Here is a 15,970-nt window from a genome sequence, read left to right as displayed (position 1 = left end):
TCGGCGGCCGAGGTGGAGCTCCGGGAGTTACGCATCCTGCAGATTAGGATCCTCGGCCCGCTCGAGGTCGTCGGGGAGAGCGGTCCGGTCGACACCGGCACCCCGAAGCAGCGCGCCGTCCTGGCGATGCTGACGATGCAGCCCGGCCGGACCGTGTCCGTGCAGCGGCTCATCGACGAGCTGTGGTCCGACGAGCCGCCGGAGCGGGCGATCGCCTCCCTGCAGGCGTACGTGTCCCGCCTCCGCCGTGCCCTCGAACCGGGCCGTACTGCCCGCGATCGTTCGACGGTGCTGGTCAGCCGCGCGCCCGGGTACCAGCTGATGGTGCCGGCCGACGCGGTCGACGCCGCCCGGTTCGCCGCCGCGGTCGAGCAGGCCCGCACCGGCACCGACCCGGCCGTGGCGCTGCAGGTGCTCACCGACGCGCTGCACCTGTGGCGCGCGGATCCGCTGCCCGAGCTCGGCGATTCCCCGCTCGCCCGCGCCGAGCGGGGCCGCCTGCAGGAGCTGCGCCTGATCGCCGTCGAGGAGCGGTCGGAGGCGCTGCTGCGGCTCGGACGTGCCGCGGAGGTGGCATACCTGAGCGAGAGCGCCCTGGCGGAGGCCCCGTATCGCGAGCGGCTCTGGGGTCAGCTGATGCTCGCGTTGTACCGGTCGGGCCGGCAGGCCGAGGCGCTCGCCGCCTACGGCCGGGCCCGGGCCGGCCTGGTGGACGAGCTCGGCATCGAACCGGGTCCGGCCCTGCAGCAGCTCGAGCAGGACATCCTCCGGCAGGCCCCGCACCTGGCCGAGCCGGTGTCGGCCACCCCGACGTCAGGCGCCCCGATGTCGACCCGGCCCGGTCCGGCGGAAGCGGTCAGCACCCCGGCCGCGGCCGACATATCTGACATGTCCGACCTTCCGCCGCAAGGCGGGGCGGCCGAGCAGAGCGACAGCGGCGCGGGGCGCGACGCCGACGACGGCGGGCTGGTCGGGCGGGACGCCGAGCTGCGGACCGTGCAGGAGCTCCTCACCAGCACAGCTGCCGGGCGGGGACGGCTGCTGCTCGTCTCCGGCAGCCCGGGCATCGGCAAGTCCGCGCTGCTGCGGGAGCTCGCCGCCCGCGCCACCGGGCTCGTCGGCACCGGGACCGGCGTCGACGGGGAGGCGCCGCCGGTGTTCCTGCCGTGGGCGCAGATCCTGCGGGCCGTCGCCGCCGCACCCGGCGCCGCCGACGCCCTCGCCACCGCGTTCGCGCCGTACGGGAACCTGCCCGCCGTCCTGGACCCGACGCTGAGCGAGGCGCTGCCGCTGCCCGCCGCCGAGCGGATCGCCGACCCGGAGCTGGCCAGGTCCCGGCTGTACCAGGGGATCGTCGACGGCCTGTGCCGGCTCGCCACGCACCGGCCGCTGGTCCTCGTCGTCGACGACGCGCACTGGCTGGACGCGCCGTCGACGGTGCTGCTGACCATGTTCGCGAAGGCCGTCCGGCGCAGCGCGGTGCTGCTGGCCGTCGGCTACCGGGAGGCCGAGCTCGCGCCGGAGGCGCCCCTCGCGGGTGCGCTGGGGGAGTTGCTCGCCGACCCGTCCGCGGTGCGGCTGCCGTTGCAGGGGCTCGGCGCCGACGGGGTGGCCGCGCTCGCCCGGGACGTGACCGGCGCCGACGTGCCCGCCGAGACCGTCGAGATGCTGCTGGACCGCACCGGCGGCAACCCGTTCTTCGTGGTGGAGCTGCTGCGGGTCCTCGTCGCCGAGCACACCCTGGCGCCGGAGCACGTCCCGGTGCGGGTGCAGGAGGTGGTCCGCCGCCGCCTCGCCAAGCTTCCCGGGCAGGTGAACGCGGTCATCGCCGTCGCGTCGGTGCTCGGCCGGGACGTGTCGGTGCCGGTGCTGCGCGAGGTCGTGCAGATCGACGAGCTGGCGCTGTTCGACACGCTCGACACCGCGGTCGTCAGCGGGGTCCTGACCGCGACCGACGACCCGGGGCTGCTGCGCTTCTCCCACGACCTGGTCCGCCAGACCGCGTACCTCGACCAGGGGCCGCTGCGCCGGGCCAGGCTGCACGCCCGGGCCGCCCAGGCGCTGCGCGACACGGGCCTCGCCACCGTCGCCGAGCTGGCCGCGCACCTGCGGGCCGCGCTGCCGGTGCTGTCGCCGTTCGACGTGGTGCCGGCGCTGGTCGAGGCGGCCGGCGAGGCGTACGACCTGACCGCCCACGAGCAGGCGTCGGCGCTGCTGGTGGAGGCGGTCGGGGTGCTGCACCGTGCCCCGGCCGGCGAGCGGCGCGACGTCGCGGAGCTCGACCTGCGGATCCGGATCGCGTACATGCACCAGGCGACCGACGGCTACCTGGCGCCGTTCGTGGCGGCCCAGTACGCGGCGATGGAGCCGCTGCTGGTGCGGTTGCGCGGCCGGCCGGTGCTGGACATCCTGCCGGCGCTGTGGGGGTACGCGTCGTTCCACACCGCGGCCGGCGACGTCGCGCGGGGCGTCGCGATGGCCCGCTCGGCGAGCGAGCAGGGCAGCACGGACCCGTGGGCGACGATCGTCGCGGAGGTCCACGAGGGCGCGGCGGCGCTGTCGGTGCTGGACCTGCCGCGCGCCCGCGGGTGCTTCGAGACGGCGCTGGAGGCGCTGCCCGGCGGCGACCTGCCGGTGTTCCCGATCGTCAACTGGGACCCGGTCGTCGGCGCGCGGGCACCCGCGGCGATCGTGTGCGGGATGCTCGGCGACCACGAGGCCGCGGAGCGGCACCTGCGGTCCGCCCGGGAACGCGCCGCCCGGGTCGGTGAGCCGTTCCTCGACATGTACATCAGCCATTACGCCGCGGCGGTCGCCGCCGACCGGTTCGACGGGCCGGCGACGATCACGGCGGCCCGCGCCACGCTGCGCCTCGCGGAGCGCGGCGGGCACCTGGAGTACCAGGCGCTCGCGGCGATGGTGCTCGGCTGGGCCGAGGTCCGCACCGGCGACCTGACCGGCGTGGACCGGATGGCGAAGGCGCGCACCGCCCTCGGCGAGGGGATCCGCCGCTTCGGCCGGCTGGAGGCGCTCTACGCCGACGCGCTGCTCACCCTCGGCCGGGACGCCGAGGCCGCCGAGGTCGCCGGTGCCGCGCTGGAGCGGGGCCTGCCGGGCCAGGGCGGCCTCGCGGAGCCGGACCTGCGCCGCATCCACGCCCTGGCGAAGGGCGACGCGGCGGAGGCGGAGGAGGCGCTGCGGCTGGCCCGCAAGCTGCACTACGCGGGCGCCGCTACCCGCGTCGAGGCCGCCCTCGAACGCCTGCCGTCATAGGGGGACGCCGCCCGACGGCGCGGGCTCGGCGGCCTCGACGCCGACGTGCCGGCGCAGCGGGACGGCGACGATGTGCGGGTCGGGCCGCGGGTGGCGCCTGATGATGTACGCGGCCAGCTGGTCGAACCGGTCCGCCTGGACGGTGAGCAGCAGCCGCCACTCCTCGGCCTCCACGAGGGTGCCGTCGCGCCAGCCCATGGACAGCACGGGGCCCTCGACCCGCGCCGCGACGGCGAGCCGCGTGTGGATGACCGAGCGGGCCACGTACGCCGCGTCCTGCTGGCTCGGGAACCCCGCCGACACCTCGAGAAAGTCCATCACGGGGAGGCAGCGTAGCGGGTCCGGCCGGCACCCCGCACGGAGGCGAGCCGGACGGTGTCAGGGACGGGCGGCGGCAGGGAGCGGGGCCTCGACGGTGGCCGGGTCGGCCCCGGCGACGGCGGCGGTTGGGGGCCGGCGGCGCAGGAGACGCAGGGCGGGCAGCTCGACGCCGTGGTGGACGGCCATGGCGCCGAGGAGGCTGCTGGCGAACACCGACACGGTGATCAGGGCGGCGACGAGCGGGCCGGCGCGGTGCGGGAGCAGGCCGAGGCGGTCGTAGGTGAGGTACGTCAGGTAGTGCACCAGGTAGAACGCGAACGACACCTCGCCGAGGTAGCGCAGCGACGGGCGGGTCCAGACGGTGCGGACACCGGCGAGGTCGGCGCGGGCGGCCGCGGCGACGACGAGGGTCACGGGCACGAGCGTCAGGGCGTGCTGGTTGAGCGGGTACGGGGCCTTCAGCGCGAGGACGGCGGCGGCCCCGACCAGCACGAACGACCAGCGCAGGTCCGGTCCGCGCCACGCGCCGGACCGCACGAGCAGCGCCACGGCGATCCCGAGGGTGAACTCGGCCATCCGGACCGGCGGGAACACGTAGCCGAGCCAGAGCGCGAACGGGCGGCCGGCGTACGTGAGGGCGGCGCCGATCCCGAGGACCGCGGCGACCTGGAGGGCGGTGACCGTCCACAGACCTCTGGGTCCGAGCCGGCGCAGCAGCCGGTACAGGAGCGGAAAACACAGGTAGAAGAACGCCTCGCACGACAGCGACCAGCTCACCGGGTTGAGCGCGCGGAAGACCGACGCGTGCGGGAACCAGGTCTGGGTGAGCGTCAGGTGGGTGGCCAGCTGCAGCGGCGAGGCGCCGCCGACCACGACCAGCGCGAGGAGGGTGGTCACCAGCGTCGCCGGGTAGATCTTGGTGAACCGCCGCCAGTAGAACGGGCCGGGCTTGGCGGACCACGTCAGGACGAAGCCGGAGAGCACGAAGAAGAACGAGACGCCCATCGCGCCGCCGTTGACCAGCAGCGCCCACAGCACGGCCCGGACCGGTCGCGGGGCGACCAGGTCCGAGTCGTAGAAGAGCTCCAGGGTGTGCTGGCCGAACACGACGAGCGCCGCCGCCCAGCGCAGACCGGTGAGGGCCGGCAGGCGGCTGTCGCGGTTCACGCTGAATGTCTAGCCACTCTTCCCGGCCGGTGCACGCCGAGCCGGGAAGAATTCACCCCGATGTGACCAGTGGTCACCTCACATGACCGCCATGTCACCGCCGGTTCCGCTCACGGTCACGGCCACGGCCGGAAGGCAGGCGCATCGTCATCATCGTCATCAGGCTGAGCGCGAGGATGACGAGGCCGATGACGATGTTGTTGGCGATGGAGCCGCCGGACGGGTGGGCCCCCTGGATGACCCACGGGGCGACGAACGTCCACACGCCGAGCACCACCGGCACCCAGGTGAGGCCGTGGGTGCGCCCGTACGCCGCGGCGAAGCCGACGGCGAGGAAGCTGACGGCCACGCCACAGATGAAGTTGTTGACCGCGAGGTCACCCTCGAACGGCGCGAAGCCGACGATCCAGGGCGACAGGGTGAGGTAGATCCCGGCGAGCAGCAGCCCACCGTCGGTGATGTGCGCGGTCGGCGTCTCCGCCGCGCGGTCGTAGTGGGCCCGCAGCTCGAGGATGTCCGGGTGCTGTTCGAGGTCCGCGATCGGACGGGTCATGACGGTCCCCTTTCGTTGTCGACCTCGGGGTTGTCTAACCCGTACCGCTGAGAACTAACACGAATTGGGTGGGTACGGCGGCGGCGCTGCAGACGCCGGCCGCCGCACCCCGGTTCGCGATGGGAGCCGCGAAAAGGGTTGGCATCACCTCCGGTGGATCGATAGCCGTCGCGACCATAGGTGAAATCAGGACGCTTGTCCCGGGAGCGCTCCCATGCCAGAATCAGCGCCACCTCGCGTCTGGGAGCCGACGGGGCACACGCAGCGACTGGCTTATGTACCAACGCCGCCGCACTGTCGCGTGCCCGTATTCCGCCCAGAAACTTTCACGAGGAGCACCCCACACATGACCACCCGGACCCAACGCTGGATGCGTGTGGCGTCCGTCGGCCTCCTGGCCGCCGGCACGCTGTTCGTCATGCCGGCAGGACCCGCACACGCCGCCGCCGGCTGTACGGTCGTCTACTCGGTACGCAGCCAATGGCCGACGGGCTTCACCGGCGATCTGCTGGTGACGAACCTCGGCGACCCCCTGACGAGCTGGAACGTGTCCTGGACGTTCGCCGGCAACCAGCAGGTGCAGCAGAGCTGGAACGGCGACTACTCCCAGACCGGCAACCAGGTGACGATCCGCAACGCCCCGTGGAACGGCAACCTGCCCAGCAACGGCACCGTCAACCCGGGCTTCAACGCCGGGTACAGCGGCACCAACGTCAACCCGACGAGCTTCTCGCTCAACGGCGTGACCTGCACAGGCCCGAACCAGGCGCCGACGGTCGCCATCACCTCGCCGGCCGCCAACACCCGGTACACGGCGCCGGCGACGATCCCGATCGCCGTCACCGCCAGCGACCCGGACGCCGGTGACTCGATCGCGAAGGTCGAGTTCTACCACGACGGCCTGCTGCTCGGGCAGGACACGACCGCCCCGTACACGTACAGCTGGGCCAGCGTGCCGAGCCAGACCGGGGCGTACAGCCTGCAGGCCAAGGCCTACGACAGCAAGGGCGCGGTGACCACGTCCGCGGCGGTGCCGGTGTTCGTCGACCCGTTCGTCGGGCCGTCGATCGTGGCCACGCCGTCGCCGCTGACCGTGCCCGAGGGCGGCTCGACGCCGCTGTCGGTCAAGCTGAACCAGGCACCCACCTCGAACGTGACGGTGGCGGTCGCCCGTACCGGCGACACCGACATCACCGCGTCGCCGACCTCGCTGACGTTCACGGCCGCGAACTGGAACGTCGCGCAGGTCGTCACCGTCTCCGGCGCCCAGGACGCGGACACCACCAACGGTGCCGCGACGATCAACCTGACCGCTACGGGTTGGGCGTCGGCGTCGGTACCGGCGAACGAGAGCGATGACGACGTCGCCGGCGGCGTGTACGTCCAGCGGTTCCTCGAGCAGTACCAGAAGCTGCACAGCTCCGGGTACTTCTCGCCGGAGGGCGTGCCCTACCACTCGATCGAGACGCTCGTCGTCGAGGCGCCGGACTGGGGCCACGAGACCACGTCCGAGGCGTTCAGCTTCTGGCTGTGGCTGGAGGCGCAGTACGGCCGGGTGAAGCAGGACTGGGCCCCGTTCAACAAGGCCTGGGACACGATGGAGAAGTACATCATCCCCACCCACGCCAACCAGCCGACCGGCGGATACAACCCGAACGACCCCGCCGACTACGCGCCCGAGGCCGGGCAGCCCAGCCTGTACCCGCAGCAGGGCGGCCACCTCGACTCGTCGGTGAAGGTCGGTGTCGACCCGCTGTACACGGAGCTGACCTCGACCTACGGCAACACCGACGTGTACGGCATGCACTGGCTCGAGGACGTCGACAACGTCTACGGCTTCAGCTCGTGCACCCCGCAGCCGGGCTCCACGGTGTCGTACATCAACACCTACCAGCGCGGCCCGCAGGAGTCGGTGTGGGAGACCGTCGCCCACCCGTCCTGTGAGGACTTCCGCTTCGGCGCGAAGGCCAACGGCGGCTTCCTGCCGCTGTTCATCGACGGCTCGCCGGCCAAGCAGTGGCGCTACACCAACGCCCCCGACGCCGACGCGCGCGCCATCCAGGCCGCGTACTGGGCGCAGCAGTGGGCCTCGGCCCAGGGCAAGGCCGCGGACGTCGCCACCGTCGTCGGCAAGGCCGCCAAGATGGGCGACTACCTGCGGTACGCGATGTACGACAAGTACTTCAAGAAGCCCGGCTGCACGTCGACGGGCTGCGCCGCCGGCACCGGCAAGGACTCCGCCGCGTACCTGCTGAACTGGTACTACGCGTGGGGCGGCGACGCGGGCGGCCAGTGGTCGTGGCGCATCGGCTCCAGCCACAACCACCAGGGCTACCAGAACCCCCTGGCGGCGTACGTGCTGTCCAACGTCACCGGGTTCGCGCCGCGCTCGCCGTCGGCGAAGGGCGACTGGCAGACCAGCCTCGGCCGGCAGCTGGAGTTCTACCAGTGGCTGCAGTCCTCCGAGGGTGCGTTCGCCGGTGGTGCCACCAACAGCTGGGGCGGCAACTACTCGGTGCCGCCGGCCGGCACGCCGACGTTCTACGGCATGTTCTACGACGAGAAGCCGGTCTACCACGACCCGCCGTCCAACCAGTGGTTCGGCTTCCAGGCGTGGTCGGTGGAGCGGGTCGCGGAGTACTACTACGCGACCGGTGACGCCAAGGCCAAGACGATGCTCGACAAGTGGGTGGCCTGGGCGATCGCGAACACGACGTTCACCGCGAACGGCGACTTCAAGATCCCCGACACGCTCCAGTGGACCGGCGCGCCGGCGACCTGGAACCCGGCCAGCCCGGCCGCGAACACCAACCTCCACGTCAGCGTGGTCAGCACCGGCACCGACGTGGGCATCGCGGCCGCGTACGCCCGCCTGCTGACCTACTACGGCGCGAAGGCCAACAACACCGCGGCGAAGACCACGGCGAAGAAGCTCCTGGACGGCATCTGGCTGCACACCGACAGCAAGGGCGTCGGCATCCCGGAGACCCGCACCGACTACAACCGCTTCGACGACATCTGGTCCTCGTCCAACCAGCAGGGCCTGTACATCCCGTCCGGGTACAGCGGCGTCATGCCCAACGGTGACGTCATCGCCCCCGGGAAGTCCTTCCTGGACACCCGCTCCTTCTACAAGAACGACCCGAACTGGCCGGCCGTGCAGGCCTACCTGAACGGGACCGGCCCCGCGCCGACGTTCACCTTCCACCGGTTCTGGGCCCAGTCCGACATCGCGATGGCGATGGCTGACTACGGCCTGCTGATCGGCGGCTGACGCACCACCCTCGCACCGGCGACCACCGTCTCTCCTGAGGCGGTGGTCGCTGCGGTGTGAGGGCTGTGGCGGATAGGTTGGGCCGATGAGCGACAACATCCACCCGCTGCGGACCGTCCACGTCGGCACCCGTCGCGCCGAGGTGGACGAGCTGCTCGCCCCGCTCATCGAACTGCTGTGGCGCGAGGGGCTCCACACCCTGACCAGCTGCCAGGACGCCGGAGAGAGCAACGCGAGCTGGGTCGATGTCCTGCCACACATGGCGGCCTTCATCGAGTCCCGCCGCGGCTGGGCGTTCATCGACTTCCCGGTCGACGACGGCCTGTGGTTCCTCACGGCGCTCGCCAACGCCGGGCCGCGCGACGCCTTCTACGCCCGGATGACCCACTGGGCCGCCCCGGATGCCTGGGACGTCAAGATCAGGCCGAGCGACGTGGCCATGTTCGACTGGCCTCAGCCGTCCAAGTTCGAGAACCGGCTGCTGCAGGTGTGCTTCCCCGTCACCGACCTGCCGGAGATGCTGCGCCGCCTGCGCCAGCACCAGGCCGGCGAGTTTGTCGCCCCGGCTCCCGCCGACCTGACCACCGTCGGCCGGTCGCGCCCCGCGCCGGTGTCGTTCGCCCCCACGCCCGCGGTGCGTGCCTCCGCGGCGGCCCTGGCGCTGCGCGCGACCCTGTCTTCCGGCAAGACGTGGGACGACCCGGACCCGGCAACCCTGGCCGAGTTGCTCGCCGGCCTCGACCTCAACGACCGGCACCTCGTCGTCGGCCGCCTCGACCTGGCGCCTCGCGACCAGTACTACCTGCAGGTCTACCTCAACGACGACCGCAGCTTCCAGGTGGAGTTCCGCGAAGGCGGCGAGGACCGCCACTACTGCGCCTACCTCCCGCCCCAGCCCGAGGCCGCGGGCGTCGACGCCCTGCTCGACATCGTCACCGGCTGGGCCACCGATCGCCCCGCCTGGCGCGACACGCTGCAATGGTTCCCCTGGCGGAGGTAGCGCGCCGTTCTCCAGCCACGGCCAGGTCCCAGCTCGCGGCCAGGTTGTCACCAGGTGCGCGTGCCAGGCTGCTCCGGTGACCGTGGACCCTGCGTCGCACTCCTTGGGCCCCGCGTGGGACGTGCCGGAGCACGTCCTGATCGCCTACGCCACCACCCGCGACCCGCACTGGAGGATGCCCCTGGAGGAGTGGGCGACCCGCGGGCCCGGACCCCGGCACGGCATCCGTCCCCGCGCCGCGTACGACCGGCGCACCGGCGACGAGCTGCCGCTGACCGTGGTGCCGCTGCACTACCGCAACGACCTCGAGTCGCGGTCCCTGATCGCCGCCGGCCGGATCGCGCCGCCGTGGCCGCACGCGTGGCGCACCGAGGACTGGGGCGAGCCGCCGTGCGAACTGGCCGGACCCAGACCGTTGCGCCCGCACGGCACCGTCCGCCGGCTCGCGCTCGCGGGCCGCTGGTCCGAGCTCGCCTCGACCGCCTGGCCGGTCGAGGCCGCCCCGTCGCTGTGCGACGTCCTCGACTCGGACCTCGACGTGCCCGTCCGCGGCCCGCTGGTCGACCACCTCGCCCGCCTCGATCACGGCCCGGCGTCCGCCGTGATCCAGCGGCAGCTGGGCCGCTTCGTCTTCGTCGACCCCGACCTCACCGCCGCCCGTCGCTGCCTGCACGCCCTGAGCACCATGACCGGCACCGCCTTCGCCACCCTGCTCACCCACGCCTGGTTCAACGCGTGGCCGGCGCCGATCCCGCAGTGGGCCGCCGAGGAGGTCGAGGCCGCCAACGGCTACGCGCTCGGCCAGGTCGACGCCGGCGGGCGCTGGGTGTCCGCCTGGGACATTCCCGGCTGGGACTTCGGCGAGGGACGGCCCGGATCCGCTGGTACGTTGGGGCGTGTCTCAGGTTGACGGGCGGCCCGCGGCGGTCGAGGACGTGCACGTGCTGGCCGCCGGCATGCCGCACGTCACCGTCGTCCACGGCTCCGGCGACAACCCGGTCTACCAGGTCGGCGGGAAGTCCTTCGTCTTCTTCCGCAACCCGCGCCCCGACGCGGTCGACCCCGCCACCGGCGAGCGGTACCCCGACGTGATCGTCTTCTGGGTCGAGTCCGACGCGGACAAGCAGGCCCTGATCCAGGACGCGTCGACGCCGTTCTTCACCACCGCACACTTCGACGGCCACCCGTCGGTGCTGCTGCGGGCCAGCCGGATCGGCGAACTGACCCACGCCGAGCTCGCCGAGGTCGTCCAGGACGCGTGGCTGTCCCGCGCCTCGGCCCGACGGGCGGCCGCCTGGCTCGCCGCTCGCTAACCTTGGCGCCGTGACCTGGATGCTGATCGAGGACTCCTTCCCCATCCCATCCGGCGGCATCGCCGTCACCGGCCGCCCCCACGACGGCGACCTCACCCGCGGCGACCGGCTCTGGCTGACCGACGGCACCACCCGGCACCCGGTCACGATCGCCCGCGTCCTGCACATCTGCGGCCGCCGCTCGCCAGACGTCGCCCCCGCCGGTCTCAACGCCGCGTTCGAACTCACCGGCGCCCCGCCCGGCCTGACCCTCACGGGCCTGCGGCTGCTGCTCGGCGACACGGCATGAACCCCGCCACGGGTGACCTCGCCGCCGCCCTCCGGGTGGAGTTCGACCGCACCGGCGTGGTCCTGCCGGTCTCCCCGCGGCACGACGTCGCCTGCCCGTCGGAGCACGCGGTGGTCGGCGCCGGCCCGCGCACCACGCGCGTGGCGGCCTACGACTGGGACCACCTGGCCACCCCACCGATCGGCAAGGCGTACAACATCCGGTGCTACGACGGCACGCTCGGCATCGCCGACGGCTGGGTCCCCGACCTGCCCACGGCCGCCGCTCTCGCCGCCCGGTGGCAGTCCGGCTCCACCGCGCCTGCCCTCGCCGCGAAGTTCCCGCTGCTCGGCCCAGTCGAGATGCTGGCCGCCCGCGAACGCGGCGACGAGCGCGAATACATGTGGCACCGGTACGCCTCGAACCACCGGGGCTGGCTCCACGCGCCGCTCGTCCCGTTCATCGTCGCCGCCTTCCACGAGCCCCGCCTCCGCGCCTTGACCCCCGTCGTCGTCAGCCACATGCGGGTGTTCAGCGTCCGCGACCCGTCCTTGCCGGCAAGGGCCTACCCGTGTGTCACCGCCCTCGCCGACGACGTGTTCCGGGTGTGGCAGCGCGGCGGCCCCGACCTCGGCGAGACCGACATCGCCGGCAGCATCGCCCTGCTCCTCGCCACCCCCTGACCCGCCCGGTACGGTCCACCGGTGCCCTCCACCCGATGGACAGCGACCGGTGCTGGGAGCTGGTCCAGGCGGCCCGCGCCGCGGCCGGACCGATCGGCGACGACCTCGGCGACCGGCTGGCGGACGCGCTGATCGGGCTCCTCGCCGCGCTGCCGCCCGACGAGATCGTCGCCTTCGAGCTGCGGTTCAGGCAGCTGCGCGGGCGTCTCGCCGGCCGCGAGGACGTGTACGCGGCAGCGTTCCTCGGGGAGGTGCCGGCGGCGGTCATGATCGGCGAGGCGGCGGTGGCGAAACGGTCGGGCCGGTACGATCCGGCTGTGGGTGAGGAGCTCCTGGACGACTTCATCAGAGCCAACCGAGAGCGGGACCTCGGCGTGTACGGGGTGCATGTGCACCGGGAGGGTGACGAGGACGTCGAGCGGCGGGTGCGGTCCGACGACCGGGTGAACCTGTACTCGGTGTCGAAGACGTTCACCTCCGTCGCGCTCGGGATCGCCGAGGCCGAGGGGCGGCTCAGCCTCGACGACCGGCTCCTCGACCACTTCCCGGAGCTGCGGCCCATCGCGGCCGACGGGGTCGAGGACGTCACGCTGCGGCACCTCGCCACGATGGCGAGCGGCACGAGCCACGAATGGTTCGCCGACATGCGGGTCGACGCGCTCGACCTGCTGCACGAGATCGTGGCCGCGCCGCTGGACGCCGTGCCGGGGACCCGGTTCGCGTACACCGACTCGGGGCCGTACGCGATCGGGCGGGTCATCGCGAGGGCCACCGGCGCCGACGTGCGGGACTTCCTGATGCCGCGGCTGTTCGGGCCGCTGGACCTGCACAACCCGGCCTGGCACACGTGCCCGCAGGGGTTCCCGTTCGCGGCGAGCGACCTGTTCCTGCGCACCGGCGAGCTGGCCCGCTTCGCGCGGCTGCTGCTGCGGGAAGGCAAGTGGAACGGCCGGCAGCTCGTCCCGGCGGACTACGTGCGGCGGATGACGCGGGAGTTCGCGGACACGAGCAGCATCATCGAGAGCGAACGGTTCAACCACGGCTACGGGCTCGGCGTCTGGATCGACCGGGACGGCATGTACCGGATGGACGGCCGCTACGGCCAGTACGCCGTCATCTGCCCGACCCGCCGCGCCGCCGTCACCGTCACCGCCCACTCCGAGCGCGAGGTCGACCTCCTCGAGGCCATCCACGAGCTCATCCTCGACCGCCTGGGCTGACGGCGGGCCCTAACCGCGGGCCTTCACGGCCGCGACCAGGTCGTCGAGGCGACCGCGGATGGCGGCGCCGGTGACGTGGTCGAAGTAGTCGCGGGAGCTGACGATCTCGCCGTCGCGGACCCGGAGCACGAAGATGCCGGGCTGCGTGAACGGCTTGCCGTCGGCGGTGCCCTGGTACTCGAACTCGGCGATCACGACCTCCGGGTCGACGGTCTCGTGGATGGTGATGTTGGTCGCGCGGCGGTCGAGCGCCGGTCCCGTGCCGGTCGGCGCGAAGTGCGCGCGCAGCTCGTCCCGGGAGCGCAGCGCCGGCCCGCGCATCGGGTCGAACGGGTGCACGACGTTGGTCTGTTCGGCGTACAGGTCGGGCAGCTCCTCCCACCGCCCCTCGGCCACGCCGGTGACGAGCGCCAGGAACACCTCGCGGGGACTACGATGTGGAGTCATGACTCCGATTATACGGAGTCGCGACTCCGGAACAAGGGGAGCGATGCGAATGCCCGGCCGTCCACCACGCGCCGACGCGCAGGCCAACCGGCAGCGCATCCTCGACGCCGCCGAGCACGTCTTCGGTACCGGCGGCAAGGCGGCCTCGACCGAAGAGGTGGCCCGGCTCGCGGGCGTCGGCATCGCCACCGTCTTCCGGCACTTCCCGACGAAGACGGCGCTGGTGGAGTCGGTCCTGGTACGCCGCTTCGACCGGCTCCGCGCACACGCCGACGCGCTGCTGGACGCCGCCGACCCCGGCGCGGCGTTCTTCGGCTTCTTCGGCCACCTCGTCGCCGACGCCGCCACGAAGATCGCCATCGGCGAGGCGCTGCACGACCTGACCGGCGGCGGCGACACCGATGCGGTCCAGGCGTCCCTCGGCCTGCGCCGCTCGTTCGGCGCCCTGCTGGAGCGCGCCCAGCGGGCCGGCGCCGTCCGCGACGACGCCGAGCTGCCCGAGGTGTACGCGCTGCTGGTCGCCACCTCCCGCGCCGCCTCCCAGGCCGGCCTCGACGACGACGTCCGCGCCCGCATGCTCGCCATCGTCTTCGACGGCCTCGCCCGCCGCTGAGCAGAGCTGGCGCCGTCCAGCGATGAGCAGGCGTCAGCGGCCCGCCCGGTCGAAGGGCGCGTCGCGGGGGAGGAGGCGGTCGCGCGGGCCCGCCGCGCGCAGCACCACGTCGAGCACCCGGTCCGGATCGGCGGCGTAGCACGCGCTGAACCAGCCCATGTTCGCCTCCACCACCGCCCACCGCTCCTCGCCCCGGTCTGCGTCGCTCGCCAGCCCGACGTCCACCACCACCGCGCTCGGCAGCCCGCCCGCGCACGCGCCGAGCAGCCCGCCCGCGAACTCGAGCACCGCGCCCCGGTCACGGCACCCGTCCAGCGGCGCCGGGTCGAGGCGCCCGTGCGTGGCGTACCGGCTGCCCGCGTGCACGACCCCGTCGAGCACGAACAGCCGGTACTCCACCAGGAACGACACGATCCCGCTCACCAGCACCGGCGTGTCCGCCGCCAGCGCCGGCAGCCGCGACCCGTCGGCGTAGACCGTCGCCGGCAGGTCCTTGTCCCGGGGCTGCTTCACGAACACCGGCGTCCGCGTCCACCGCGCGTCGCCGACGGTGCTCATGACGATGTCGCGGCAGGTGTACCGGTATGGCAAGGTCACCAGCCAGTCGTCGGCCGGCTCGAGCAGCGCCAGGTCCAGCGCCGCCGCCACCCCGCCGGCGAACACCGGCCCGCCGTAGACGTGCCCGGCTCCGCGCGGCTCGTGCGGCCCCTGGACCACCGGCAGCCCCCGCCGCCGGGCCGCGGCGGCCAGCAGCCGGGCGGTCGCGTCGAGCCTGGGCGGCAGCACGAGGAAGTCGGTCACGCCCGGGGATTCTGCCGCAGCACCCGCACCGGCCACAGTGGATTTCAGACGGTGACGACGACGTTGCCGACCTTGTGGCCGCTGTCGACGTACCGGTGCGCCTCGACGATCTCGGTCATCGGGTACGTGCGGTCGATGACGACGCGGATGCGTTGCTGGGCGAGGAGGTCGCGCAGGTCGGCGAGGGCGGCGTGCTTGCGGACCGACATGCCGGTGCGGACGCGGGGGCCGCCGGTGACGGCGGTGCGCAGGGCGTGGACGTTGTTCACCATGCCGGTGGTGGGCAGGTAGCAGCCGCGCGGGGCGAGGACCGGGCGGCACGCGGCGAACGAGCTGCGGCTGACGGTGTCGAAGACGACGTCGTACCGCTCGCCGCTGGTGGTGAAGTCCGAGACCGTGTAGTCGTGCACGCGGGTGGCGCCGAGGGACTCGACGAGCTTCGCGTTGCGGCCGCTGCACACGGCGTGGACCTCGGCGCCGGCGTGGGCGGCGATCTGGACGGCGTACGTGCCGATGCTGCCCGACCCGCCGATGACGAGGACCCGCTGCCCGGCGCGGATGCCGGCCATGGTGCGCAGGAAGTGCCAGGCGGTCGTGAAGCCGTCGACGGCCGCCGCGGCCTCGGTGTAGCCGACCCCGTCCGGGATCGTGGTGAACGACGCCTTCTCCGGCAGGCACTTGTACTCGGCGTTCGCGCCGACGGAGAAGCCCGTGAACCCGAAGACCCGGTCCCCGACCCTGGTCCGGCTGACCGTCGGCCCGACGGCGGCGACCTCGCCGGCGAACTCCAGGCCGAGCACGCGGATGCCCTTGCGGGGCCGCCGGAGCCCGAGGATGACCCGACCCCAGCGGGGCTCGCCGCGGCGCATCCCGCACTCGGCGGTGGTGACCGTCGTGGCGTGCACGCGGACCAGCACCTGGTCGCGCTTCGGCTCCGGCGCCGGCAGCGACACCTGGGTGAGGACCTCGGGTGGACCGTACGCGTTGAACATGACCGCTCGCATGCGCGACATCATGCGGAGAGGAACCTGTCAGCA

15 protein-coding genes are annotated in these 15,970 nt (G+C 73.1%); 9 read left to right on the top strand and 6 right to left on the bottom strand.

The annotated features are described in order from the left end of the window. Positions 1–12: 12 nt before the first annotated feature. The gene (locus AB0J72_RS07985) at positions 13–3,273 is read left to right on the top strand and encodes a BTAD domain-containing putative transcriptional regulator (protein ID WP_363395911.1); all 3,261 of its coding nucleotides are present in this window, start codon (positions 13–15) and stop codon (positions 3,271–3,273) included. Here AB0J72_RS07985 and cutA read toward each other — a convergent pair. From cutA to AB0J72_RS07970, 3 genes are all read right to left on the bottom strand, one after another. After that, positions 3,268–3,591, bottom strand: coding sequence for a divalent cation tolerance protein CutA (gene cutA, locus AB0J72_RS07980; protein ID WP_363396299.1), 324 nt, complete (start codon positions 3,589–3,591; stop codon positions 3,268–3,270). The two genes, AB0J72_RS07985 and cutA, sit on opposite strands and share 6 nt — an antisense overlap. Before the next feature lie 60 nt (positions 3,592–3,651). Further along, on the bottom strand, positions 3,652–4,761 hold the full coding sequence (locus tag AB0J72_RS07975) for an acyltransferase (RefSeq protein ID WP_363395908.1): 1,110 nt from the start codon (positions 4,759–4,761) through the stop codon (positions 3,652–3,654). Positions 4,762–4,855: 94 nt separating this feature from the next. Then, the gene (locus tag AB0J72_RS07970) at positions 4,856–5,314 is read right to left on the bottom strand and encodes an SPW repeat protein (protein ID WP_363395905.1); all 459 of its coding nucleotides are present in this window, start codon (positions 5,312–5,314) and stop codon (positions 4,856–4,858) included. Positions 5,315–5,684: 370 nt separating this feature from the next. On the opposite strand from AB0J72_RS07970, the gene AB0J72_RS07965 reads away from it, so the two are divergent. The 7 genes from AB0J72_RS07965 (at position 5,685) to AB0J72_RS07935 (ending at position 13,072) form a co-directional block, all read left to right on the top strand. After that, complete coding sequence (locus AB0J72_RS07965) at positions 5,685–8,588, top strand: glycoside hydrolase family 48 protein (RefSeq protein WP_363396296.1); 2,904 nt, start codon at positions 5,685–5,687, stop codon at positions 8,586–8,588. A gap of 85 nt (positions 8,589–8,673) precedes the next feature. Further along, complete coding sequence (locus tag AB0J72_RS07960; RefSeq protein ID WP_363395902.1) at positions 8,674–9,588, top strand: hypothetical protein; 915 nt, start codon at positions 8,674–8,676, stop codon at positions 9,586–9,588. A 76-nt stretch (positions 9,589–9,664) separates the two neighbouring features. Beyond that, positions 9,665–10,498, top strand: a complete 834-nt coding sequence (locus AB0J72_RS07955) for a hypothetical protein (RefSeq protein WP_363395899.1) — start codon at positions 9,665–9,667, stop codon at positions 10,496–10,498. Then, on the top strand, positions 10,485–10,901 hold the full coding sequence (locus AB0J72_RS07950) for an MmcQ/YjbR family DNA-binding protein (RefSeq protein ID WP_363395896.1): 417 nt from the start codon (positions 10,485–10,487) through the stop codon (positions 10,899–10,901). Before AB0J72_RS07955 ends, AB0J72_RS07950 begins: the two co-directional genes overlap by 14 nt. 10 nt (positions 10,902–10,911) lie before the next feature. Then, on the top strand, positions 10,912–11,190 hold the full coding sequence (locus AB0J72_RS07945; RefSeq protein WP_363395893.1) for a hypothetical protein: 279 nt from the start codon (positions 10,912–10,914) through the stop codon (positions 11,188–11,190). Continuing rightward, entirely contained in the window at positions 11,187–11,852 is a 666-nt protein-coding gene (locus tag AB0J72_RS07940) for a DUF6193 family natural product biosynthesis protein (protein ID WP_363395890.1), read from the top strand. The genes AB0J72_RS07945 and AB0J72_RS07940 overlap by 4 nt, the downstream gene beginning before the upstream one ends. Positions 11,853–11,887: 35 nt before the next feature. Then, complete coding sequence (locus AB0J72_RS07935) at positions 11,888–13,072, top strand: serine hydrolase (RefSeq protein WP_363395887.1); 1,185 nt, start codon at positions 11,888–11,890, stop codon at positions 13,070–13,072. A 9-nt stretch (positions 13,073–13,081) separates the two neighbouring features. Here the strand turns inward: AB0J72_RS07935 and AB0J72_RS07930 are convergent, their stop codons facing one another. Then, positions 13,082–13,519 carry a nuclear transport factor 2 family protein gene (locus AB0J72_RS07930; RefSeq protein ID WP_363395884.1) on the bottom strand — a complete coding sequence of 146 codons (438 nt, stop codon included), beginning with the start codon at positions 13,517–13,519 and terminating at the stop codon, positions 13,082–13,084. 49 nt (positions 13,520–13,568) lie between these two features. Here AB0J72_RS07930 and AB0J72_RS07925 point away from each other — a divergent pair, with 49 nt between their 5' ends. Beyond that, the gene (locus AB0J72_RS07925) at positions 13,569–14,132 is read left to right on the top strand and encodes a helix-turn-helix domain-containing protein (protein WP_363395881.1); all 564 of its coding nucleotides are present in this window, start codon (positions 13,569–13,571) and stop codon (positions 14,130–14,132) included. A 33-nt stretch (positions 14,133–14,165) separates the two neighbouring features. On the opposite strand, the gene AB0J72_RS07920 is transcribed toward AB0J72_RS07925, so the two are convergent. Together AB0J72_RS07920 and AB0J72_RS07915 are read right to left on the bottom strand one after the other, a co-directional pair. After that, positions 14,166–14,933 (bottom strand): ATP-grasp domain-containing protein, encoded by a 768-nt coding sequence (locus AB0J72_RS07920; RefSeq protein ID WP_363395878.1) that lies wholly within the window; start codon positions 14,931–14,933, stop codon positions 14,166–14,168. Between the two features lie 44 nt (positions 14,934–14,977). Beyond that, on the bottom strand, positions 14,978–15,937 hold the full coding sequence (locus tag AB0J72_RS07915) for an NAD(P)-dependent alcohol dehydrogenase (RefSeq protein WP_363395875.1): 960 nt from the start codon (positions 15,935–15,937) through the stop codon (positions 14,978–14,980). Positions 15,938–15,970: the final 33 nt, after the last annotated feature.

The sequence above is a fragment of the Dactylosporangium sp. NPDC049742 genome (assembly GCF_040674675.1).
GTDB classification, from domain to species: Bacteria; Actinomycetota; Actinomycetes; order Mycobacteriales; family Micromonosporaceae; genus Dactylosporangium; species Dactylosporangium maewongense.
Note: the sequence above shows the minus strand (reverse complement) of the source record. Positions and strands in the feature narration are given on the sequence as shown.

Excerpts from the sequence above, each read along its gene's own strand:
- cutA (WP_363396299.1), bottom strand. The coding sequence starts at position 3,591 with ATGGACTTTCTCGAGGTGTCGGCGGGGTTCCCGAGCCAGCAGGACGCG.
- AB0J72_RS07970 (WP_363395905.1), bottom strand. The coding sequence starts at position 5,314 with ATGACCCGTCCGATCGCGGACCTCGAACAGCACCCGGACATCCTCGAG.
- AB0J72_RS07965 (WP_363396296.1), top strand. The coding sequence starts at position 5,685 with ATGCGTGTGGCGTCCGTCGGCCTCCTGGCCGCCGGCACGCTGTTCGTC.
- AB0J72_RS07960 (WP_363395902.1), top strand. The coding sequence starts at position 8,674 with ATGAGCGACAACATCCACCCGCTGCGGACCGTCCACGTCGGCACCCGT.
- AB0J72_RS07940 (WP_363395890.1), top strand. The coding sequence starts at position 11,187 with ATGAACCCCGCCACGGGTGACCTCGCCGCCGCCCTCCGGGTGGAGTTC.
- AB0J72_RS07935 (WP_363395887.1), top strand. The coding sequence starts at position 11,888 with ATGGACAGCGACCGGTGCTGGGAGCTGGTCCAGGCGGCCCGCGCCGCG.
- AB0J72_RS07930 (WP_363395884.1), bottom strand. The coding sequence starts at position 13,519 with ATGACTCCACATCGTAGTCCCCGCGAGGTGTTCCTGGCGCTCGTCACC.
- AB0J72_RS07925 (WP_363395881.1), top strand. The coding sequence starts at position 13,569 with ATGCCCGGCCGTCCACCACGCGCCGACGCGCAGGCCAACCGGCAGCGC.
- AB0J72_RS07915 (WP_363395875.1), bottom strand. The coding sequence starts at position 15,937 with ATGCGAGCGGTCATGTTCAACGCGTACGGTCCACCCGAGGTCCTCACC.